We start from the raw sequence: 21,701 nt of genomic DNA, 5'->3' as shown, positions 1-21,701 counted from the left end.
GAGGAGATCGCCAGCTCGGCGGCCTGCACGGCGCGGTCCTCGCCGCGGGCCGAGCCGATGCCCATGAGCGCCGACCCGGCGCCCTGCATCACGGACTTCACGTCGGCGAAGTCGAGGTTGATCAGGCCCGGCGTGGTGATCAGATCGGTGATGCCCTGCACCCCGGAGAGCAGCACCTGGTCGGCGCTGCGGAAGGCGTCGAGCATGCTCACCGAGCGGTCCGAGATCGACAGCAACCGGTCGTTGGGGATGACGATCAGCGTGTCGACCTCCTCGCGCAGGCTCGCGATGCCGGTCTCGGCCTGGTTGGCGCGACGACGGCCCTCGAAAGTGAACGGGCGCGTCACGACGCCGATGGTCAGCGCGCCGATCTGCTTGGCGATCTTGGCCACGACCGGGGCGCCACCGGTGCCGGTGCCGCCACCCTCACCCGCGGTGACGAAGACCATGTCGGCGCCGCGCAGCGCCTCCTCGATCTCCTCGGTGTGGTCCTCAGCGGCCCGGCGCCCCACCTCCGGGTCAGCCCCCGCGCCCAGCCCACGGGTGAGCTCGCGGCCCACGTCGAGCTTGACGTCGGCGTCGCTCATCAGGAGCGCCTGAGCGTCAGTGTTGATGGCGATGAACTCGACACCCTTGAGGCCGACCTCGATCATCCGGTTGATGGCGTTGACGCCACCACCCCCGATGCCGACGACCTTGATGACGGCCAAGTAGTTTTGCGCAGCGGACACGATGGGCCTTTCGAAATGCTGGTAGCGGGTGTGCTGTCGAGCTCTTGGGAGATCATAAATCGAGCGCCGCTCGCAACGGCAGAGCGTGAACCTCGACTTCAGGTAGAGGTTTGCGCGTTCAGGCAGGTCAGCCGGTCGCGGGGGGGATCCCGGTGACGATGGGGGTGTCGGGCAGCGTCACGTCAATCTTCTGCGCGATGACTCCTGAAGGGTCAATGCTGTCCTGAGCCAGGAGGGCGCTGACGACCTTCCACTTCTTCTCGGCCTCAACAGGGGGACCCCACACGATCGTCACCTGGCCGACCCGCATGGTGACGCTCCCGGTCCGTGACAGCGCCGGGGTGCTCAGTTTGCCCCCCAGGACGTTGGCCTTGGGCCGCGTCGCCCACAGTTGGACCAACCCCTGCACCGTCGCGGCGGACAACTCGGTCGGCTTGGTGGGCACCGTCACCACGGGCAGCTTGCCGGGTGCCTTGCCGACCTCATCGAAGACGACGCCGTCGACATCGGCGAGCCACATCGACCCGCCCTGCTGCAGGACGAGCGCCGGCTCACGCTGCACCACCCGAAGAGTCACCGAGGAGGGCCACTGACGCTCCACGGACACGCGGGCCACCCGTAGATCCGCCTGGACGCGCTCGTTGATCTTGGCCTCCGAGACCCTCGCCAGCGGCCGCCCGCGCGGGATGTCGGCCAACTCCTCGACCGAGGTCGCCAGCTCTCCCTTGGCGTCGGCCACGTGCAGATCCTTGACCACGAACGCTGCCGAGAAGAAGAACAGGAAGATCACGCCGGCCGCCAGGGCGAGCACGATGGCACCCCAGATCACCATCGACCGTCCTATCCCCTTGGTCCGGAACCGTCGCGGCGCCGGCCGGAGGCTCGGCCCGGTGCCCGCGTGCTGGCGACCCCGCCGACGCAACAACCTCACGCCCTACCCTCCCCGATCAGCTGGAGCAACTGCGGACCGACCGTGGTGATATCTCCGGCGCCGACTGTGACGACCAGGTCGCCAGCACGCACCAGGGAGGCGAGCTGGTATGGCGAGGAGGCCACGTCGGCGGCCAGGTGCACCTGCGTCCCGCTGCCGTGGGCGGTCACCAGCTCGGCCAGCAGCGCCGAGGTTACGTCGGGATATTGCTCCTGCTGCTCGCGAGCGCCGTAGACCGGCAGGAGCAGCAGGACGTCGGCCGCGGCGAGACCGGCGGCGAAGCCGGGCGCGAAGTCGCGGGTCCGGGAGAAGAGGTGCGGCTGGAAGGCGATGACCAGCCGTCGGCCGTGCGCGGCAGACCGGGCAGCCTCGACGACCGCCGTGACCTTGGGCGCGTTGTGGGCGTAGTCGTCGACCACCTCGACCCCACCGGCCTCACCGACGAGCTCGAAGCGACGGTGCGCACCGGGGAAGGCCGCCAGACCGGCCAGGACCGGCGCCAGGGGCAGCCGCAACCCGGCCACCGCCGCCAGCACCGCGGCGGTCCCGTTGTGCAGGCTGTGCAGGCCCGGCACCGGCAGTCGGAGCTGCACCGACTCCCCCGCGGCGACCTGGCCGACGTTGGTGGTGAAGGTCAAGGTGGCGCACGTGTTCATGCCCTCGGTGGCCAGATCGCTGAGCACCACGTCAGCGGCGTCAGCCGCGTCCGCCTCAGGCTTCTCACCATCGGTGCCCCAGGTCAGCACCCGGATGCCCTCGCGGCGGGCATGCGCCGCCAGCCGCGCCGCACCGGGGTCGTCGGCGTTGGTCACGAGCAGCCCACCGATGGCGATGGTGGCCGCGAAGGCGGCGTAGGCCCGCTCGACGGACTCGACGTCGCCATAGAAGTCGAGGTGGTCGGGCTGGACGTTGGTGACGACCGCGATCTGTGGCCGGTAGACGAGGAAGGAGCCGTCGCTCTCATCTGCCTCGATCACCATCGGGCTGCCCGGCGCACCTGACTCCGCGCTGACGCCAGTGCCGGCCAGAGGTGCCCCGATGACATAGCCCGGGTCCAGGCCGACCGCGCGCAGGGCGAAGGTCACCATCGCGCTCGTGGTCGTCTTGCCGTTGGCGCCGGCGATCGCAATGGCGTCCCGGCCCGACAGCAGGGCAGCAATGCCCTGGGAACGGTGCAGGACCCGCAGTCCCGCGGCGCGGGCGGCGGCGAGCTCGGGGTTGGACTCGGAGATCGCGCTGGAGACGATGACGGTCTCGGCGCCGACGAGGTGCAGATTGGCCGGGTCGTGGCCGATCTCGACGCGGGCTCCCTCACCCTCCAGCATGCGCAGGGTGGCGCTGTCGGCCCGGTCCGAGCCAGAGACCGGGATGCCACGCTCCAAGAACATCCGTGCGACGCCAGACATCCCGGAGCCACCGATAGCGATGAAGTGGACGGCACCCAGCTCGTCGGCGGCGGGCACGGGCGCAGCGAAATCAAACCGTGGCCACGCAGACATGTCCGGTCCGTCCGTCGTCACGAACGGCCCGCAGTATGCAGGATGAGGTCGACGAGGCGGTCGTCGGCATCCAGCTCACCGTGCAGGGCAGCGGCGGCGGCCATCGCGTCCAGCCGGCCACGGTCGAGCACCAGCGGCAGGACCTCACCCCGGACCCAGGCGGCGTCGACACTGGCATCGTCGACGAGCAGCCCACCACCGGCGGCGACGACCTCGGCGGCATTGAGGCGCTGCTCGCCGTTGCCGATCGGCAGGGGGACATAGATGGCCGGCACGCCCACGGCAGCGAGCTCGCAGACCGTCCCGGCACCGGCGCGGCAGACCGCGAGGTCAGCCACGGCATACGCCAGCTCCATCCGGTCGGTGTAGGGGAGCGCGACGTAGCGAGCGCCCGTGGTGGACCGGGCCGGGGCGAGGGCCTCCTTGCCGGCACCGGTCAGGTGCAGCACCTGGACGCCGGCGTCCAGCAGGTCCTGCCCGGCGGCGGAGAAGACCAGGTTGAGGCGCTGGGCCCCCAACGACCCACCAAAGACGAGCAGCGTCGGGCGGTCGGCGTCGAGACCGAAGTGCGCCAGGCCCTGCGCCCGAGCGACCGCCCGGTCCAAGTCGCGGATCTCGGCGCGCAGCGGGAGCCCGACCCGCACCGCATGTGGCAGGGCCGTGCTCGCGAAGGTGGTCGCGACGGCCGAGGTGAAGCGGGCACCCAGCTTGTTGGCCAGGCCCGGCCGGGCGTTCTGCTCGTGGATGACGATCGGGACGCCTGCCTTGCGAGCGGCCAGATAGGCGGGTGTGGCGACATAGCCGCCAAAGCCGACGACGACATCCGCATCGAGAGCCTTGATCGCGGACGAAGCGGCACCGACGGCGGCGTTGAGCGCACCCGGGAAACGGAGCACGGCTGGGCCGGGTCGACGGGGGAAAGGGACCTTGGGCACGATCACCAGGTCGTAGCCGCGCTCAGGGACGAGTTGGGCTTCCAGGCCCTGCGCGGTGCCGAGCACGCTGATCCGCGCGCCGGGGACCCGACGGCGCAGGGCGTCGGCGGTGGCGAGCAGGGGATTGACGTGGCCGGCAGAACCCCCACCGGCCAGCACGACCCCTAGTGCGGGACCGTCGGTCATCGGCGCCGTCCGTGGCTGCGGGGTGCCCGGCTGGTGGCCGAGGAGCGCGTCCGACCGGTGGACCGGGCGCGGCTGCTGCGCGGGGAGCGAGCGCCACTGGATCGCGAGGACCCGCGAGCGCCAGCCTGCGTGCGGCTGACCGTCGCTCCGTCACTGGGCGCGGCCATGAAGGTCCGGCGCAGGGTGGCTGGGCGGCCGCCAAGGGCCTGCGCGGCCCCGGGGACGGACCGGGCGAGCGCGAGCAGCAGACCGACCCCGATGAGCGCCGCGACGAGCGCGGAGCCACCGCTGGAGACCAATGGCAGCGGCACGCCGATGATGGGCAGCATCCCGATCACCGAGCCGATGTTGAGCAGCGCCTGGACGAGGAACCAGATCATCACCCCGGAGGTGGCCAGCCGGGTGAAGGGGTCCTGCGACTGGCTGACGATGCGAAAACAGGCATAGCCGAGCACCGCGAAGAGACCGAGCACCGCCACCGTGCCCGGCAGCCCCAGCTCCTCCCCGATGATCGCCAGGATGAAGTCGTTGTGCGGCTCCGGCAGCAGGCCCCACTTCTCGCGCGACTGCCCCAGGCCCAGGCCCCACCAGCCGCCGTCGGCGAGGGCATACTCGGCGTGCACCTTCTGGAAGCAGCCCGCCACGTGCGGGTTGCTGCAGATGTCACCGAGCCAGACCTGGATCCGCTGCATCCGGTTGGCGCTGCCGGCCGCGAGGAAGGCCAGCCCCACGCCGGCGACCGCGCCGACACCGACAAACCAACGCCCCGGCAGACCAGCCGACCAGAGCATGCCGACCATGATGGCCAGCAGGATCATGCCGGTGCCCAGGTCGTGGCCCTGCAGCACTAGGCCCAGGAGCACGATCCCGACGGGGAAGATGAAGGGGATGGTCGCGTGGCCGATCCGGTGCATGAGCCGACGTTTGGTGGCCAGCGCCATCGCCCCGAAGAGGACGAGCGCCACCTTGCCGAACTCCGAGGGCTGCAGGGTCCGCCCGCCGATCGAGAGCCAGTTGCGGTTGCCCTGGTAGGCGTCCAGGCCTAGCGGTGTGAAGACCGCCGCCTGCAGGAGCAGCGCCAGAATGATCGCCGGCCAGGCCAGCCGCTTCCACCACACCAACGGCAGCCGCGACGCGACGAGGGCCAGCGCGACGCCGATACCGGCATAGATGAGCTGGTCGAGGAAGACGAGGTAGGAGTTGCCGTCCTCGGCGTAGGAGCCGACGCTGCTGGCCGAGAGCACCATGACCAGGCCCAGCCCGGTCAGCAACGTGGCGGCACCGAGCACGAGGTAGTAGGGGGCCACCGGCGAGCGCAGCCACTCCCCAATCGAGGCACGGCTCCACACCGCGGACGGGTCGGCTGGCGAGGCCTCGCTGGTGAGACCCCGGCGGGTGATCGAGGTCATGACGTCTCCCCACGCCCCAGATAGGCACGCACCGCGGCAGCAAAGACATCGCCGCGGGAGCCATAGCTGGGGAACATGTCCAAGGATGCGGCGGCTGGTGAGAGCAGCACGACCTGGCCCGGCTCCACGAGCTCGGCAGCCCGCTTCACCACCTGCCCCATCAACCCCTCTAGCGCCGCCATGTCCCCATGGTCGGCGACCCCGACGTCGTAGACGGGGACCTTCGGCGCGTGTCGGGCGAGCGCGTCGGCGATCTGCTGGCGGTCCACGCCGAGCAGCACGACCCCGCGCAACCGGTCGGCGACCTCCTCGACCAGCGCGTCGACGTCCGCGCCCTTGAGCTGTCCCCCGGCGACCCAGACGATGTCAGGGTAGGCCCGGAGCGCAGCCTGGGCGGCGTGCGGGTTGGTCGCCTTGGAGTCGTCGATCCACGTCACGCCGTCGACGTCGGCCACGATCGCGGTGCGGTGGGCGTCGGTGCGGAAGGCCCGCAGCCCCTCTCGGATCTCTGCGGGCTGGATCCCGACGGCGCGCGTCAGCGCGGCGGCCGCGAGCGCGTCGGCGACCAGGTGTGGCGGCGGGGTGGCATCGCCCCCGGACGCCTTGGCCAGGTCCGCCAGGGTGCCGAGCTCGGCGGCCGAGGTCGCCCGCTGCTCGACGAAGGCTCGGTCGGCCAGGACGTCCTCGACCAGCCCGACCATCGACAGACCCGGGATCCCGATCGTGAAGCCGATGGCGCGGCAACCTTCGACCACCTCGGCGTCCTCGACCATCTCCTCGGTCCGCGGGTCCTGCACGTTGTAGACGCAGGCCACCTGGGTGCGGGCATAGACCTTGGCCTTGTCCTGGGCATAGGACTCCAGGGAGCCGTGCCAGTCGAGGTGGTCGGGCGCCACGTTGAGGCAGACGCTGGCGATCGGCGACATGGTGTGGGTGAAGTGCAGCTGAAAGCTGGACAGCTCGACCGCGATCACGTCGAAGGGCTCCGGGTGCTGCACCGCGTCGAGGATGGGGGTGCCGACGTTGCCGACGGCCGCGGACCGCAGCCCCGCCGTGCGCAGGATCGTGTCGACCATCTGCACCGTCGTGGTCTTGCCGTTGGTGCCGGTGATCGCGATCCAGGGCGCCGCCCCGACCGCGGGCCGCAACCGCCACGCCAGCTCGACCTCGCTCCAGATCGGTATGCCGCGCTCGGCGGCTTCGACGAGCACCGGATGGCGGGGAGGCCAGCCAGGAGAGGTGACGACCAGATCGACCTCGAGGCCCTCGGGCCAGCCGAGCACGTGGTCGGCGCCACGGAGGACCTCGGCACCGAGGATGCCCAGGATGTTGGCCTTGGTGTCTTGCGGCTCCGAGGCGTCGCCGCGGTCCACGACCGTCACCACGGCCTCATGCTGCAGGAGCGCGTCGGCGGCCGCGAAACCGCTGACTCCCAGCCCGGCCACCAGGACGCGCAGGCCGGCCCAGTCGGCGTCACGGTGGGTGAGCTCATCCAGGGCAGCAGTCACAGGTTGGCCACCCACTCGCCGTAGAAGAGCGCCAGGCCGACCGAGACACAGATGCCCGCGACGATCCAGAAACGGATGACGATCGTCACCTCGGCCCAGCCCAGCAACTCGAAGTGGTGCTGCAGCGGAGCCATGCGAAAGACCCGTTTGCCGGTCATCTTGAAGGAGGCGACCTGGATGATCACCGACAGCGTGATCATCACGAACAGCCCACCGAGGATGGCCAGGAGCAGCTCGGTGTGGGTGGTGATCGCCAGCCCGGCAAGGCCCCCGCCGAGGGCCAGGGAGCCGGTGTCACCCATGAAGATCTTGGCGGGCGAGGCGTTCCACCACAGGAAGCCGAAGCAGGCGCCGGCCACCGAGCAGGCCACGACCGCCAAGTCGAGAGCATCCCGCACGTCGTAGCAGTTGGGACCGGGTGCGATCTGGCAGTTCTGGTTGTACTGCCAGATGCCGATGATCGAGTAGGCGCCGAAGACCATCACGCTGGCTCCGGTGGCCAGGCCGTCGAGGCCGTCGGTGAGGTTGACGCCGTTGGAGGCGCCGGCGATGAGGAGATTGGCCCACAGGATGAACAGGATTGTCCCCGCGATCGGTCCCGCCAGCGCGAGGTCAAAACTGGTGTCGCGGACAAAAGAGATCGCGGTCGAGGCGGGGCTGCGAGTGTTGTCCCCGGGGGTCTGCAGCGCCAGGATCGCAAAGATCACCGCGATGATCGTCTGCCCGGCGAGCTTCTCGATCGAGGTCAGACCCAGGCTGCGTTGCTTGGAGATCTTGGTGTAGTCGTCGAGGAAACCGATGAACCCGAGCCCGGTGATGAGGAAGAGCACCAGCAGCGCGCTCATCGAGAAGCGGCTGTGGGTGACCTCCACGAGTCCGGAGAGGTCGAGCAGGATCAGCAGCAGGTGCGAGACGGAGTAGCCCAGCAGGGTCGCCAGGATGATGACGGCGCCGCCCATCGTGGGGGTGCCGCGCTTGGTGTGGTGGGAGGTAGGACCGTCGTCGCGGATGAACTGGCCGTAGGCGCGGCGAACGAGAAACTTGATAAAAAGCGGGGTGCCAAGCAGGGCGATGAGCATCGCCACCCCACCGGCCAGGACGACGTTGACCATCAGGCGTCCACCTCTTTGTCCACGGCTGCCGGCGCGGGGTCGATCCCCGCGAGATCGTCACCGAGGAAGCGCAGGCCGACGTCGCGGCTGGACTTGAGCAGCACCACGTCGTGCCTGGTCAGCCGTGCCGTCAGGAAGTCCCGCGCCTGGTAACGGTCGGTCAGGGACGTCGCCTCGGCGCCGCCGTGCTCCAGGTATGCCGTTGCTGCCGGCTCGGCGAGGTCGCCGACGGTGACCAGGTGGTCGATGCCCAGAACGGCGGCCTCCTGGCCAACCAGCAGGTGCTGGGCTGCGGAAGTCTCCCCGAGCTCGAGCATGCCGCCGACGACGGCGACCGTGTGGCCCCCCTCGCGCCGCATCGCGGCTAAGGCCTTCAGCGCGGCGCGCATGGAGTCCGGATTGGCGTTGTAGGCGTCATTGATGACCGTCACCCCATCGGCGCGATCGGTGACCTCCATGCGCCACCGCGACTGCGGCGTCGCGTCGCCGAGCGCGGTCGAGATGTCCGGCCACGGCATACCCCACTCGTGGGCCACCGCGGCCACCGCCAGCGCGTTGCCGACGTGGTGCTCCCCCACCAGTTGCAGGCCAACCCGGATGCCGTCGGCAGGAGCCTCGGGCGCGTGCAGCGTGAAGGAAGCGCGGCCAGCGGCGTCGATGAGGACGTCCGCAGCGCGCACGTCGGCGGCCGCGGACAGGCCGACTAAGGTGATGCGGGCCCCGACAGCCCGGGCCTGCGCAGCCATTGCGGCGACGACGGCGTCGTCGGCGTTGAGGACGGCCAACCCGTGTGCAGGAAGGGCCCGGACGATCTCCGCCTTGGCCTCCGCGATCGCCTCGCGTGAGCCGAACTCTCCCAGGTGGGCGGTGCCGACGTTGAGGACGACGCTGACCTGGGGCGGTGCGATGCCGGTGAGGTGCTCGATGTGGCCCTTGCCGGAGGCGCCCATCTCCACGACCAGGTAGGCCGTTTCCGGAGTGAGACGGCAGACGGTCAACGGCACCCCGACCTCGGAGTTGTAGGACGCCTCGGGCGCCAAGGTCGGGCCCAGGCCGGAGAGTACGTGGGCCATCAGGTCCTTGGTCGAGGTCTTGCCGGAAGAGCCGGTGATGCCCACCACCCGCAGCCCACCATCGGCGACGCAGCGGTCCAGCACCTCACGGGCGATCGCGCCGAAGGCGCGAGTGACGGCGTCGTAGGGCGGGCGGTCGGGACGTGGGGAGAGACGGGTCGGGTCCTCCTGCACGACGACGCAGGGCAGGAGGTCGCTGTCCCGGTTGGTCAGGGCCGCGACTGCCCCGTGCGCGGCGGCCGAGCCGAGGTAGTCATGGCCGTCGGCGTGCTCACCGCGCCGGGCGACGTAGAGGCTACCGGGCTCCACAGCTCGGGAGTCAGTCACGACCGACCTGGTCACCGCGAGGTCGAGCGCCGCGGTCGTGTCGGGGTGCACCCGGCCGCCAGTGACCCTCGCGATCTGCGGCAGAGTCAGGGAGATCACGCTCAGGGGGTCCCTTCATCCTTGACGGCTATCTCTCCCAGTGTGACACCTGGCTCCTCGCCCGGGGCCTGCTTGGCGGGGTCATACTCCAGCGGGACCGTGACCGGCGGTGTGGTCGCTGGCTCGATCCCCTCCTTCTGGAGGGCATAACGCATGATCGAGGAAAAGACGGGGCCGGCGATCACGCCGCCGTACTGACTGATCCGGGTCGGTCGCTGCACGACGACGGCGACGACATACTCGGGATTCTCTGCCGGGGCGAAGCCGATGAAGCTGGACGTGACGCCGCTGTAGCGGCCAGTCTTCGGGTCGATGCGGCTGGCCGTCGAGGTCTTGCCGGCCACGTGGTAGCCGGGGACCGCGGCGTCCGGCGCGGTGCCGCCGGTGGCGGGGATCTGCTGCATGATCCTGGTCAGCGTCGTCGCCGTCTTCTCCGAGATGATCCGCTTGCCTTGCGCCACCGGCACCTCGGTGTAGCGGCCGTCCGGGTCGGTCGTCCCGGCGACGAAGCTGGGTGGCAGGTGGACGCCGTTGTTGGCGACCGTCTGGAAGACCCCGACCTGCTGCAGGAGGGTTCCGGACATGCCCTGGCCATACATGAGCGTGTAGTGGGTGGTCGCGCTCCAGGTCTTCGGCTCCGGCACCAAGCCGGGCGACTCACCGGGCAGCCCGTGGCCGGTCGGCGCCCCCAACCCAAACTTGCGGATCCACTCGTAGAGCTTCTCCCCCGGCAGCTTCTCGCCATACAGGAGCGTCCCCATGTTGGAGGACTTGGCGAGCACGCCAGCAAAGGTCAGGTGCAGGACGGGGTGCGGCTCGACGTCCTTGAAGGGCCAGCCCCCGCGCCGCATGCCCGAGGGCACCTCGATCGGGTCCTGCGGCTCGATGATGCCCTCCTCGAGGGCGGCCGCGGCCGTGATGAGCTTGGCGGTCGAGCCGGGCTCGTAGACGTCCTCGACCGCGGCGTTGCGCATCTTCGCGACGTCCTGAGTGGTGTCGGCGGGGTCGAAGCTTGGATAACTGGCCATCCCGACGATCCGGCCCGTCCTGACCTCCTGCACCACGGCATACCCAGAGAGCCCGCCCGACTCCTTGACCCGCTTGCGGACGGCGTCGTAGATGTACCACTGCATGTCGGCGTCGAGGCTGAGCCGCAGGTCGGAGCCGGGCTGGGCCGGCTCCTCGCGATAGAGCCCGGTGCTGATGACCTCACCGGTGCGCCCCTGCTCGTAGACGGCCTCACCCGGGGTGCCGACCAGCTCGGAGTTGCGCACCAGCTCCAGGCCGCCGGCGGGCTGGTCGCCGGCACCGACCCAGCCGATGAGCTGAGCCGCGGACTCCCCCAGTGGGTAGTCGCGGCGCATATAGGACTCAGCGAACACGCCGCGCACGTCGCGCTTGCGCAGCTCCTGCCACTTCTGCGGCGAGACGTCGGGGACCAGGACGGTGCTCCGAGGGGAGTCGGGCTCGGTCAACTTCTCCAGCACGCTGGACTGCTTAGCGCCGGTGACTTCAGCCACGATCTGGGCCGCGGCGGCGTAGCCCTTCGCCACGACCTCGCCGTCCTTCGTGACGGTGAAGTCCTGGACGAGGGTGGGGTCGGCAGTGACGCGTTTGCGCTCGGTGCTGACCGCGAGCTCGGCCCCGTCGATGTCGGTGATGGTGCCGCGCCCCGCTGGGATCGTCTTGACGGCGAGCCGACCGTCGAGAGCCGCGGCCGACACGCTGGCCGCGTCCAGGCCCTGCAGCCGCACCAGTTGGGCAGCGAACAGGCTCAGGACCAGCAGCATCCCCAGCAGCAGGGCACGGACTCGTCGTTGCGGGTGCACCACCCCGGGAGCCCGAGAAAGGGAGCGTGCGCCACCGGGTCGCCGACCTCTAGATGGTGCTGCTCCCACTCGTTGCTCACCCCTGGCGGTGTCGTGTCGGGCCTCGTCTGTCCTGGTCGCGCTCGCGGGTCGCGGACGCTGAATTGGGCGTCACGTCGCCCTTACTGGTCCTTGACCGCAACGCCCGTCGAGGGCAGATCCACCGTAATCGTGCGGTTGCCATCGACCATGGACGCCACGCCGGTAAGGGACCCGTCGGACAGCCGCAAGGTGGCGGTGGAGGTGGAGGGCACCATCTTCAGTTTGCGGGCCTTCATTGCCAGTGCCTCGGAGGACTGGAGATCGTCCAACTCGCTTTGCAGCGTGACCAGAGTGTCGTGCAGCTCGGTCTGCTGTGTCTGCAGGCGGGACATGACGTAAGAGCCCTCGGCGCGCGCGGTGTTCAGGACCAGGACTGCGGAGAAGGTCGCCATCACCAGCGCCAGGCACAGGATCATGAAACCGAAGTGGCCGGCGACGGGCGCTGCATCCTGGACGCGCGTGCGACGCGCCGCGAAGGCCGGGAGACGGGCGGGACGGATCCCGACCTGACCGAGGCGTGCGGGGACGGTCATCTGGCTCATGGGTGCACCTCATGGGTCGTGGGTTGCTGGTCTTCAGTGGTGCGGGTCCGCTCGGCGGCGCGGAGCCGAACAGAGGCGGAGCGCGGGTTGCTCGCGAGCTCGGCGTCATCGGCCTGCTGGGCCCCGCGGACCAGCAGGCGCAGCCAGGGCGCGTGCTCAGGCAGCTCGAAGGGCAGGTCGGGAGGCGCGGAGGTAACTGCCCCAGCAGCGAGCCCCCGCTTGGTGATGCGGTCCTCGAGGGAGTGATAGGAGAGCACCACGATGCGGCCCCCGACCGAGAGCGCACGCAGGGCCTGGGTCAGCGCGCGCGCCCAGACGGTGAGCTCGGCGTTGACCTCGATACGCAACGCCTGGAAGGTCCGCTTGGCCGGGTGGCCACCGGTCCGTTGGCTCCTGTCGGGGACGACGTCGTGGAGCAGCTCGACCAGGGGGCCACTGGTGGTAAACGGGACCTGCTCGCGGCGACGCAGGATCGCGCGGGCGATGGGGCGGGCAAAACGCTCCTCTCCATAGTCCTTGAGGATCGCCTGGAGTTCGCCGATGTCATAGGTGTTGAGGACGTCGGCGGCGGTCTGCCCAGTGCTCTGGTCCATCCGCATGTCCAGCGGCGCGTCGGTGCGGTAGGCGAAGCCGCGCTCGACCTCATCGAGCTGCAGGGAGGAGACGCCCAGGTCGAAGAGGATCGCGTCGGCGCGGTCGATGCCGAGCCCCCGCAGGAGTGCGGGCACGTCGTCGCTGACGTCGTGCACCCCGGTGAACCGGTCGCCAAACGGGGCCAGCCGCGCCGTCGCGAGCGCCAGCGCCTCCGGGTCCCGGTCGATCCCGACGGCGCGTGCCGCCGGGCAGCGCGTCAGCACCGCTTCGGTGTGGCCGCCCATCCCGAGCGTGCCGTCTACGAAGACCGAGCCTTCGCGTTGCAGCGCCGGGGCGAGCAGGTCGACGCAGCGGTCCAGCATGACGGGCACGTGCCGCTGGGCGGTCGGAGTGGGATCGCTGGTGTCCATGGCGGATGGCCCGGAGGAGGTGAGTGGGCTCGACATACCTGGTGGGTGTCGGGCCTGCCCGGTGGCCAGGTCCTGGACCCTGGTCCCCCACCGTCCACAATCCGGGTCCGGCACGGGGGAAGTCGTGCCGGCTTGCGGTGCTCCGGCGCGGGGGAAGTCGCGTCGGAACGAGGACGGGGGGAGGCCAGGGACAAGGACGCGGGTTGGGCAAGCGCAGGCAGTCGGCGTCCGGCTCAGATCAGTCCGGGCACCACCTCCTCCGAGCGTTCGGCAAAGGCGGGCTCGGCCAGCTCGAGGTAGGCGGTCCACGCGCCGGTGTCCCAGACCTCGACGCGGTTGCCGGCACCGATGACGGTGCACTCGGTGATCAGGCCGGCGTAGTCGCGTAGCACCGGAGGGATGGTGACGCGGCCCTGCTTGTCCGGCACCTCGTCGGAGGCGCCAGAGAGGAAGACACGCTGATAGTCGCGGACATCGCGAGAGGTCGTGGTCGTCCCCGAGGTCATCTCGGTGGCGATCCTCTCGAACTCGGGCTGCGGGTAGACGTAGAGACAGCGTTCCTGGCCGCGGGTGATCACCAGTCCCCCGGCGAGGCGGTCCCGAAACTTGGCGGGTAGGAAGATCCGTCCCTTGTCGTCGAGCTTGGGGGTGTGGGTGCCCAGGAAGAGCATTCGGACCACCCCCTCTCCAGGCATCGAACGGTTCCCGACTACTCCAGTGCGCTCCACCTTACTCCACTTCACTCCACTGCGTGTCGGACAAACCGTGAGAAACCTGGAGAATTTTCGCGTTGTTGCAGGTGGGAGCCTCGCAAAGGCCGTGGAGGAGATCGGGTCAATCGACGTCGTGGTCCGGTCGATCTGCAGGTGTATCAACTGGGTAGGCACGCAAAGGTGCAGGTCAGCGCGTCGGCGAAGGGTTGGCCGCTGATCCGACCTGGGGAAGTGGTGCGAAGTGGAGGAGAGGGTCTTTCGCGCCCGATACGCGGAATGGGTCAGGGGTTTGGCAAGATCGCAGGTATGTCAGCGATCTCCCCCGCCCCCGACACGATCGACCTCGATGCGGTGCGGTCCGTCGCGGGCGCGATCCATTCCGCCATCACCACGGTGATCGAGGGTAAGGACGAGGTCGTGTCCACCGCCGTCACGGTGCTGATGGCCGAGGGTCACCTGCTCGTGGAGGACGTGCCCGGCGTGGGCAAGACGATGCTCGCCAAGGCGCTGGCCCGAGCCATCGACTGCAAGGTCTCGCGCGTGCAGTTCACCCCCGACCTGCTGCCCAGCGACATCACCGGCGTCAGCATCTTCAACCAGGAGAGCAGGGAGTTCGAGTTTCGCCGGGGGGCGGTCTTCGCCAACGTCGTCGTCGGTGACGAGATCAACCGAGCCTCCCCCAAGACGCAGTCCGCGTTGCTGGAGGCGATGGAGGAGCGTCAGGTCACCGTGGACGGCACGACCTACCCGCTTCCCCGCCCCTTCTTGGTGATGGCCACCCAGAACCCCATCGAGATGGAAGGCACGTATCCGCTGCCGGAGGCGCAACGGGACCGGTTCATGGCTCGGCTCTCGATGGGCTACCCGGCGACCACGGCGGAGATCGCGATGCTGGAGTCGCACGGCGCGCTCAACCCGCTCGACTCTCTCCACCCGGTGACCACTGCCGAAGACGTGCAGCACACCATCGAGGCGATCCGCGGGCTGCATACCGCCGACGCACTGCTCCGGTATGTCGTCGACATCGTCAACGCCTCGCGTCAGCACCGACAGTTGCGGCTGGGTGCGTCCCCGCGTGCGGGGCTGCAGTTGCTGCGCGCCGCCCGAGCGCACGCGGCACTGGCAGGACGTGACCACGTCCTGCCGGAGGACGTCCAGACGATGGCGGTGCCGGTGCTCGCGCACCGCATCCTGCCGACCAGCGAGGCCGCGCTCGCCCGCCACAGCACCACCGACCTCGTGCGCGACCTGCTCGGCCGCACCGCCGTGCCCTCGGGCCGCTGACCCGGATCGTGGCAGGGGCGAGCAGCAGGGTGCCGGCCAGGGGGGCAGGATGAAGTCCGCCAAGGCCCGGTTGACCAACCGGGGCAAGATCTTCGTGATCCTGGGCGCTTGCGTCATGGCGGCCGGCATCCTGCTTGGCTACCCGGACCTGACGCGCATCGGCCTGATCTTGGTCGTGCTGCCCCTCCTGACGCTGCTGGTCCTGCCGCGCCGCACCCCCAAGATCCGGGTGGTGCGCACCGTGAGTCCGGTCCGGCTGGCTCCGGACGAGCGGGGTGCTGTCGAGGTGCGGTTCACCAACGTCGGCGAGCGCCGCACGGCTGTCTTCCTCGCCGAGGAGCAGCTGCATTACCAGCTCGGGGACCGGCCTCGCTTCGTCCTGCCCCGCCTCTCCGCGGGCGAGGAGAAGCTGATGAAGTATTCGATCCGTAGCCGGCACCGCGGCGCCTACTCCCTGGGACCGGTCCTGCTGCGGCAGCGCGACCCGTTCGGTCTCACCTTCCTCTCCCTCCAGCTGTCCTCGCGCACCGAGGTCCTGGTCCTGCCAAGGCTGTCCTCCCTCGGCGAGGGTCGGGTCCGGGGCACCTCGCGCGGCAGCGAGGGGGACATGCCACAGATGGTCGCCTCGCACGGCGAGGACGACGTCAGCATCCGGCACTACCGTGACGGCGATGAGCTGCGGCGCGTGCACTGGCCAGCCACCGCGCACCGCGGCGAGATCATGGTCCGCCAGGAGGACCGGCCAGCCCGGCGCCGCGCCGTGCTGCTCCTGGACTCCCGCGCCTCGGCGCACCCCGGCACCGGGGTGCGCTCCTCCTTCGAGTGGTCCGTCTCGGCGATCGGCTCCGTGGCTCGCCACCTGATCGCCAACGGTTTCGTCGTGCACCTGCTCACCGACACGACGGTGCGCGACAGCACGGCGCCGGACCCCATCGAGCTCGACCAGACGCTCACCGCGCTGGCGCGGGTCCAGCCCGAGGAGGACTCCCGGCTCGACCGGCTCACGGCCGCAGCCTCCTCCTTCACCGCAGGCGGGGTCCTGGTCGTCGCGGCGGTCGTCGGCAGCGACGAGGACTCGCTGCGCACCTTGGCAGCCATCCGGCAGCCAGGGTCACGGGCGTTGGCATTCGTGATCGACCCGGTCAAGTTCGGCGCCGCCGCGAGCAAAGACGGCGACGACGTCGAGCAGTCCTCGACCGGGGTGCTCGCGGACGCGGGGTGGCGCAGCGTCGTGGTGGGACCGCATACCGACATCGCCCGAGCCTGGGCCGCGATCAGTGGCTCGCTGACGTCGGGGAGCAGGTCGCGATGAAACTGGACCTGGAGGCTTTCCAGCGCGGGATGTGGCCCGAGGGCCTGGTCGCCGCGCTGGCCACGATGGCGGTCGCGTGGCCGCTGACCTCGCTGCTGCGCGAGGAGACCTGGCTCCTGCCGGCCCTGTCCATGGTCGCCCTGGTCGCGATCGTCGGGGCGATCCTGCGGACCATCGACGCCCCGCCGAGCCTGATCGCCCTGGGCCAGCTCTTCGTGGGGCTGGCCGGGATCGCGGCGCTGTTCCTGCGCGAGACCCTGTGGCGCGGCTTCCTGCCCACCTCTGCCACGCTGGCCGAGGTCGGTGCACTGTTGCGTCAGGCGGGGACGGTGCTGCAGACGTATGCCGCGCCGGCGCCGACTACGGAGGGGGTTTCCTTTCTCGTCGTCGCGGTGCTCACCCTCACCGCCGTCTCTGTCGACTCGATGGGCGTCACCGGACGCGCTCCCGCGAGCGCCGGCATCCCGCTGGCAGCTGGTTTTCTGGTGTCCGTCTCCAACTCCGGCGAGGCGATGCCGCCGTGGTACTTCGCGGCGATCGCCGGGCTGTGGCTGGTGATGCTCGCTCAACAGGACCATCGAGTCACCGCTGCGTGGCCCTCGGACCGGCGACGGGAGTCCAGGGGCAGCGAGGACGTGTCCTCGGGGATCCCCCATCACCGGGGGCTCGCCCAGACCCTGGGCGGGCTCGCGTTGGTGGGCGCCGTGCTGGGGGCAGCCGTCATCCCGCACCTGCCACCGACGTTCTTCGGCGACGGGCTGGCCCGCAACACCCAGGCCCGTGGTCCGGCCGGGGACACCGCAGAAGTCGCCTTCACCGAGACGATGGACCCGACCAAGGACCTCAAGAGCCGCTCCGAGGCACCGATCCTGACCTACCGCACCACCGCCTCCCGGCTGGAGCCGCTGCGCGTCACCTCGACCGAGCGGTGGGAGGACGGCAAGTGGGTGGCGCCTGCCCGTGACGCCTCTGGGCTGCTGCCTGTCGGGGCTCCCCTCCCCCGGCCCGACGGCCTCAGCCCGGACGTCCCGGTCCAGGAACAGCGGATGACCGTGACCGGCAACGCCCTGCCGCCGCCCTACCTCGCCGTCCCCAGTCCGCCCGTCACGATCGATCTGACCGGGAGCTCGAGCTATCGCTTCGACCCCCGCGACGACACGGTCGTCCTGCAAAATGCGTCACCTCGATATCAGGTCTCCTACGTGGGCATCCCATCGGGCTCCCAGCTGCCCGACGGCACCGGCGCGCCGCTGGAGAGCACCGACGGATTCGACGCCGAACTGCTGGACATCGACGACATCACCAAAGGGTCGATCGCCGACCTGACCGACCAGATCGTCGGCGAGGAGACCAACACCCTGGCGCAGGCAGTCCGGATCCAGACGCACCTGCGGTCCAGTGAGTACCGCTACTCCCTGGAGCTGGCGCCGGCGGCGCGGGATACCGCCGCGGACCCGATCGGTGGCTTCCTGGCGACCAAGCAGGGCTACTGCGTCCAGTTCGCGACCACGATGGTGATGATGGCGCGCTACGAAGGCATCCCGGCGCGGATGGCAGTGGGCTTCCTGCCCGGCACCGTCCAGGTCGACGGCACCCGCAAGGTGGTCGCCGCCAACGCGCACACCTGGCCCGAGCTGTGGATCGAGGGCCTGGGCTGGACCCGGTTCGAGCCCACTCCGGGTCTGCACTCCGGCCAGCCGCCAGCGTATGCGTCCAACCCTAACCAGGACGACTCCGGCGCGACCACCTCGACGGCCATCAAGTCCGTGACCCCGACCCCGACCGCGACCCCCGCCACGCCGAGTGACCCCTCCTTCCTCGACACGCTCGGCGAGGTCCTGAAGGTGCTGGCCAAGGTCCTGCTCGGGGCCCTCACCCTCGCTCTGCTCCTGATGGTCGTGCCGATCGTCGGGCGCCGCTATCGGGCCGAGGGCGTGCACACTGCTGAGAGTCTCCAGGACGAGATCGAGGGCCAGTGGTTGCTGCTCACCCGGTCGTTGCGTGATCTTGGCGTGGACGACCCGCCCGCGCGCAGCCCCCGCGACATGGGCCGGCACTACGCCTCGGTCACCACGCTCAACCGCTCCGACTCCGAAGCCCTGGGCCGGGTCTGCTCCACCCTCGAGCGCTCCCGATATGCGGTGCCCGCCAGCGTCGACGACGACGATGCCGCCCAGGTGGGCCAGGACGTGCGGACCGTCGTCCACGCGGTGCGCCACGAGTCGCCGTGGAATCTGCGCGCCAACGCGGCACTGCTGCCGCGCAGCGGCGTCGACGGAATCCGCCGGTGGTTCACCGGCCTCTTCCGCCGCTGAGCGAGCCGGGTCGGGTCGCGACCCAGGACCCGCTGTCCCACCGTCGACCACCGCCGTGATGAGCGCAGTTGCCCTACGTGACAAGTGCCATACCCACCGGTAGTCAACGGCTCGGTGCCATACTCGCCGGATGGCGCGGGTGCGCACTTTGCAGGGCAGGGACGACATCGTGGCGATGATCGTGGGGCTGCTCGCTGCGCCGGGTGCCCTCGTGACCCTGACGGGATTTCCTGGGGTGGGGATGACGCGGCTCGCGCTGGAGTGCGCTGCCCGCCTGCTGCAGCCCGAAGCGATCCGGATCGTTGACGGTAGGCAGACTGCTCACCTCGCCCCGGCACTGCGCGACCTCGAAGAATCTTGGGGCTTCTTCGAGGTTGCGCACGTGTCAGGAGACGCCGACCTGATAGTCGTCGACGACTACGATCGCGTCACGGAGGCCGCCCAAGCGATCGAGGCGGTGCGCGCCCGCCTACCCAGGCTGCGATTCCTGCTGACCTCCACCAGGCCGCAGCACCTGCCTGGTGAGGTCGTCGTCCGGGTCCCCGCACTGCCGCTGCCCGCACCCGATGCCAGCCTGAGCGCGCTGGCGGTCGAGCCTGCGGTGCTGCTCTTCACCGAGGTGGCCCGAGCCACCGGCACCACCGCAGTCTTGGACGGCGAAGTGTTGCGCGATATCGCACGGATCGTGGCTTTGGTCGGCGGTCTCCCGCGCGCCATCACATGCGTCGCGACACGGTCCGCGACCTACTCCCCGGCCATGGTGATCGAGCTGCTCGAGCACCGACCCGAGGTGGTCCTCAGGGCCGATGACGACGAGGTGGATCATGACCTTTTCGCCGCGCTCGAACGCCTCTTGTCCGGACTCACTGGCGACCAACGTGATCTGTTGGACCGTCTCGTGGTCGTGGACGGGCCGATGCCTATCGAAACTGTCCGCACGCTCGCAGGGTCCGGGGACGTCTTCACCGACCTCTGCGCCCTGGTCGACCTCCACCTGGTCGAGCCCCTTCACCACAGGGACGTCAGCCACTTCATGCTGCCCGCGCTGGTCCGCCACCGTCTGGCCTACGGCACGGCAGCGCGTCCGCTCGGGACAGCGGCCTTCCCATCCAGCCACGAAACCTTGACGGATCGCGAGATCGAGGTCCTGGACCTGCTGTCCGCCGGCAACAGCAATCGCGAGATCTCCACGGCGTTGGGCATCCACGTCAAGACCGTGATGCACCACACGTCCAACATCTACCGCAAGCTCGCGGTCCGAGGCCGGACGGGCGCGGTTGCCTGGAAACTCAGCGTCCACGAGGAGGTTCGCCTCGTGTCGCGTGCGGCCAGGGGACCAGCGCTTTCCGACGCCCGGCCTACTGCGTCAGCGCCTTTGCCATCTCCAGGTCTCGCACGCCCGGTTGTCGAGGATGAGGGAGCGCGCCGCCGGTGAACTCATAGCCGTGCCGTCGGTAGACCGCGACCCCGCGCGCGTTGTGCTCGTTGACGTGGAGCACGAGTCGACCGGCACCAAGCTCACCCTGCGCCAACGCCTGGGCTGCATCCAGGAGCACGTCGACCGCGCCCCGCCCACGAGCTGCAGGTATGACGTAGAGGGCCAGGACAAGCGCGTCGTCGGCTCGCAGTCCCGGGAGCTTCGCGGGATCCGGGGTGAGCAGCGTCAGGGTGCCAACCGGTCTGCCGTCAGCGCCCCGCACGTGCAAGGTGCGGTCGGTCGAACGCGCCCGCCAGTCGGCCTCAGTCAGTGGCTGAAGATCGGCCAGCCTGGTCCAAAAGGCGTCCGGAGCATCGCTGAGCATTGCCAACCGAAGGTCTCGATAGTCGCGCCAGTCCTGGGGACCCAGGCGCAAGACATACCAGTCCACTCCGTCCTGGGCCTGCTCGCTGCGCCTCACGGTGCCGACCTGCCAGACCTCAGTCCAGGTAGTCGCGCAGGACCTGCGAACGCGAGGGATGCCGCAGCTTGCTCATCGTCTTGGACTCGATCTGACGGATCCGTTCGCGAGTGACGCCGTAGACCTTGCCGATCTCGTCGAGGGTCTTGGGCTGACCGTCAGCGAGCCCGAAGCGCATCGATACCACGCCCGCCTCGCGCTCGGAGAGCGTGTCGAGGACAGAATGCAACTGCTCCTGCAGGAGGGTGAAGGAGACCGCGTCCGCGGGGACGACCGCTTCGGAATCCTCGATGAGGTCACCGAACTCGCTGTCGCCGTCCTCGCCGAGCGGCGTGTGCAAGGAGATCGGCTCCCGGCCATACTTCTGGACCTCGACGACCTTCTCGGGCGTCATGTCCAGCTCCTTGGCCAACTCCTCCGGGGTCGGCTCGCGCCCCAGGTCCTGAAGCATCTGGCGCTGGACGCGTGCCAGCTTGTTGATGACCTCGACCATGTGCACCGGGATGCGGATGGTGCGGGCCTGGTCGGCCATTGCGCGGGTGATCGCCTGACGGATCCACCACGTGGCGTAGGTGCTGAACTTGTAGCCCTTGGTGTAGTCGAACTTCTCGACCGCACGGATCAGACCCAGGTTGCCCTCCTGGATCAGGTCCAGGAAGAGCATGCCGCGGCCGGTATAACGCTTGGCCAGGGAGACGACGAGGCGCAGGTTGGCCTCGAGCAGGTGGTTCTTGGCGTTCTTGCCGTCGTTGGAGATCCACCACAACTCGCGCTTGAGCTTGGCGTCGATCTTTTCGCCAGAGTTGAGCTTTTCCTCTGCGAACAGGCCGGCCTCGATGCGCTTGGCTAGATCGACCTCCTGCTCGGCGTTGAGCAGGGCCACCTTGCCGATCTGCTTGAGGTAGTCCTTGAC

At 69.6% G+C, this 21,701-nt stretch carries 18 protein-coding genes; 4 read left to right on the top strand and 14 right to left on the bottom strand.

The genetic code is table 11. From position 1 onward, the window contains the following. From ftsZ to mraZ, 12 genes are all read right to left on the bottom strand, one after another. Positions 1-731 (bottom strand): cell division protein FtsZ (ftsZ, locus tag Q4P07_RS10500; RefSeq protein ID WP_303374866.1); only part of this gene is annotated, 731 nt, incomplete at its 3' end. Positions 732-858: 127 nt separating this feature from the next. Continuing rightward, positions 859-1,563 (bottom strand): cell division protein FtsQ/DivIB, encoded by a 705-nt coding sequence (locus Q4P07_RS10495; protein WP_303374865.1) that lies wholly within the window; start codon positions 1,561-1,563, stop codon positions 859-861. A 95-nt stretch (positions 1,564-1,658) separates the two neighbouring features. Then, the gene (gene murC, locus Q4P07_RS10490) at positions 1,659-3,161 is read right to left on the bottom strand and encodes a UDP-N-acetylmuramate--L-alanine ligase (protein ID WP_303374864.1); all 1,503 of its coding nucleotides are present in this window, start codon (positions 3,159-3,161) and stop codon (positions 1,659-1,661) included. 17 nt (positions 3,162-3,178) lie between these two features. Beyond that, positions 3,179-4,282 (bottom strand): undecaprenyldiphospho-muramoylpentapeptide beta-N-acetylglucosaminyltransferase, encoded by a 1,104-nt coding sequence (gene murG / locus Q4P07_RS10485; RefSeq protein ID WP_303374863.1) that lies wholly within the window; start codon positions 4,280-4,282, stop codon positions 3,179-3,181. Beyond that, entirely contained in the window at positions 4,279-5,691 is a 1,413-nt protein-coding gene (ftsW, locus tag Q4P07_RS10480; RefSeq protein WP_303374862.1) for a putative lipid II flippase FtsW, read from the bottom strand. Before ftsW ends, murG begins: the two co-directional genes overlap by 4 nt. Further along, positions 5,688-7,199, bottom strand: a complete 1,512-nt coding sequence (gene murD / locus Q4P07_RS10475) for a UDP-N-acetylmuramoyl-L-alanine--D-glutamate ligase (protein ID WP_303374861.1) — start codon at positions 7,197-7,199, stop codon at positions 5,688-5,690. The genes ftsW and murD overlap by 4 nt, the downstream gene beginning before the upstream one ends. Then, positions 7,196-8,311, bottom strand: a complete 1,116-nt coding sequence (mraY, locus tag Q4P07_RS10470; RefSeq protein WP_303374860.1) for a phospho-N-acetylmuramoyl-pentapeptide-transferase — start codon at positions 8,309-8,311, stop codon at positions 7,196-7,198. The genes murD and mraY overlap by 4 nt, the downstream gene beginning before the upstream one ends. Continuing rightward, positions 8,311-9,810, bottom strand: a complete 1,500-nt coding sequence (gene murF / locus Q4P07_RS10465) for a UDP-N-acetylmuramoyl-tripeptide--D-alanyl-D-alanine ligase (protein WP_303374859.1) — start codon at positions 9,808-9,810, stop codon at positions 8,311-8,313. Before murF ends, mraY begins: the two co-directional genes overlap by 1 nt. Before the next feature lie 2 nt (positions 9,811-9,812). Then, positions 9,813-11,642 carry a penicillin-binding protein 2 gene (locus Q4P07_RS10460; RefSeq protein ID WP_303374858.1) on the bottom strand — a complete coding sequence of 610 codons (1,830 nt, stop codon included), beginning with the start codon at positions 11,640-11,642 and terminating at the stop codon, positions 9,813-9,815. Positions 11,643-11,800: 158 nt separating this feature from the next. Then, positions 11,801-12,262 carry a hypothetical protein gene (locus tag Q4P07_RS10455; RefSeq protein WP_303374857.1) on the bottom strand — a complete coding sequence of 154 codons (462 nt, stop codon included), beginning with the start codon at positions 12,260-12,262 and terminating at the stop codon, positions 11,801-11,803. Further along, the gene (gene rsmH / locus Q4P07_RS10450; protein WP_303374867.1) at positions 12,259-13,266 is read right to left on the bottom strand and encodes a 16S rRNA (cytosine(1402)-N(4))-methyltransferase RsmH; all 1,008 of its coding nucleotides are present in this window, start codon (positions 13,264-13,266) and stop codon (positions 12,259-12,261) included. The genes Q4P07_RS10455 and rsmH overlap by 4 nt, the downstream gene beginning before the upstream one ends. Positions 13,267-13,499: 233 nt before the next feature. Further along, the gene (mraZ, locus tag Q4P07_RS10445) at positions 13,500-13,961 is read right to left on the bottom strand and encodes a division/cell wall cluster transcriptional repressor MraZ (protein WP_303374856.1); all 462 of its coding nucleotides are present in this window, start codon (positions 13,959-13,961) and stop codon (positions 13,500-13,502) included. A 324-nt stretch (positions 13,962-14,285) separates the two neighbouring features. On the opposite strand from mraZ, the gene Q4P07_RS10440 reads away from it, so the two are divergent. The 4 genes from Q4P07_RS10440 to Q4P07_RS10425 all read left to right on the top strand — a co-directional run bounded on the left by Q4P07_RS10440 (position 14,286) and on the right by Q4P07_RS10425 (position 20,325). After that, on the top strand, positions 14,286-15,263 hold the full coding sequence (locus tag Q4P07_RS10440; protein WP_303374855.1) for a MoxR family ATPase: 978 nt from the start codon (positions 14,286-14,288) through the stop codon (positions 15,261-15,263). A 49-nt stretch (positions 15,264-15,312) separates the two neighbouring features. Next, positions 15,313-16,575 carry a DUF58 domain-containing protein gene (locus Q4P07_RS10435; RefSeq protein ID WP_303374854.1) on the top strand — a complete coding sequence of 421 codons (1,263 nt, stop codon included), beginning with the start codon at positions 15,313-15,315 and terminating at the stop codon, positions 16,573-16,575. Beyond that, entirely contained in the window at positions 16,572-18,890 is a 2,319-nt protein-coding gene (locus Q4P07_RS10430) for a DUF3488 and transglutaminase-like domain-containing protein (RefSeq protein WP_303374853.1), read from the top strand. The genes Q4P07_RS10435 and Q4P07_RS10430 overlap by 4 nt, the downstream gene beginning before the upstream one ends. Before the next feature lie 130 nt (positions 18,891-19,020). Then, complete coding sequence (locus Q4P07_RS10425) at positions 19,021-20,325, top strand: LuxR C-terminal-related transcriptional regulator (protein WP_303374852.1); 1,305 nt, start codon at positions 19,021-19,023, stop codon at positions 20,323-20,325. On the opposite strand, the gene Q4P07_RS10420 is transcribed toward Q4P07_RS10425, so the two are convergent. Next, on the bottom strand, positions 20,249-20,788 hold the full coding sequence (locus Q4P07_RS10420; RefSeq protein ID WP_303374851.1) for a GNAT family N-acetyltransferase: 540 nt from the start codon (positions 20,786-20,788) through the stop codon (positions 20,249-20,251). The genes Q4P07_RS10425 and Q4P07_RS10420 overlap by 77 nt on opposite strands. 19 nt (positions 20,789-20,807) lie before the next feature. Continuing rightward, positions 20,808-21,701 (bottom strand): RNA polymerase sigma factor (locus Q4P07_RS10415; RefSeq protein ID WP_303374850.1); only part of this gene is annotated, 894 nt, incomplete at its 5' end.

This window comes from Ornithinimicrobium sp. (assembly GCF_030537745.1).
In the GTDB taxonomy this organism is placed as follows: domain Bacteria; phylum Actinomycetota; class Actinomycetes; order Actinomycetales; family Dermatophilaceae; genus Ornithinicoccus.
The sequence above is the reverse complement of the archived record's forward strand: the minus strand, read 5'-3'. Positions and strand labels throughout refer to the sequence as shown.

Excerpts from the sequence above, each read along its gene's own strand:
- Q4P07_RS10495 (WP_303374865.1), bottom strand. The coding sequence starts at position 1,563 with ATGGTGATCTGGGGTGCCATCGTGCTCGCCCTGGCGGCCGGCGTGATC.
- murC (WP_303374864.1), bottom strand. The coding sequence starts at position 3,161 with ATGTCTGCGTGGCCACGGTTTGATTTCGCTGCGCCCGTGCCCGCCGCC.
- murG (WP_303374863.1), bottom strand. The coding sequence starts at position 4,282 with ATGACCGACGGTCCCGCACTAGGGGTCGTGCTGGCCGGTGGGGGTTCT.
- ftsW (WP_303374862.1), bottom strand. The coding sequence starts at position 5,691 with ATGACCTCGATCACCCGCCGGGGTCTCACCAGCGAGGCCTCGCCAGCC.
- mraY (WP_303374860.1), bottom strand. The coding sequence starts at position 8,311 with ATGGTCAACGTCGTCCTGGCCGGTGGGGTGGCGATGCTCATCGCCCTG.
- Q4P07_RS10455 (WP_303374857.1), bottom strand. The coding sequence starts at position 12,262 with ATGAGCCAGATGACCGTCCCCGCACGCCTCGGTCAGGTCGGGATCCGT.
- rsmH (WP_303374867.1), bottom strand. The coding sequence starts at position 13,266 with ATGGACACCAGCGATCCCACTCCGACCGCCCAGCGGCACGTGCCCGTC.
- mraZ (WP_303374856.1), bottom strand. The coding sequence starts at position 13,961 with ATGCCTGGAGAGGGGGTGGTCCGAATGCTCTTCCTGGGCACCCACACC.
- Q4P07_RS10440 (WP_303374855.1), top strand. The coding sequence starts at position 14,286 with ATGTCAGCGATCTCCCCCGCCCCCGACACGATCGACCTCGATGCGGTG.
- Q4P07_RS10435 (WP_303374854.1), top strand. The coding sequence starts at position 15,313 with ATGAAGTCCGCCAAGGCCCGGTTGACCAACCGGGGCAAGATCTTCGTG.
- Q4P07_RS10430 (WP_303374853.1), top strand. The coding sequence starts at position 16,572 with ATGAAACTGGACCTGGAGGCTTTCCAGCGCGGGATGTGGCCCGAGGGC.
- Q4P07_RS10425 (WP_303374852.1), top strand. The coding sequence starts at position 19,021 with ATGGCGCGGGTGCGCACTTTGCAGGGCAGGGACGACATCGTGGCGATG.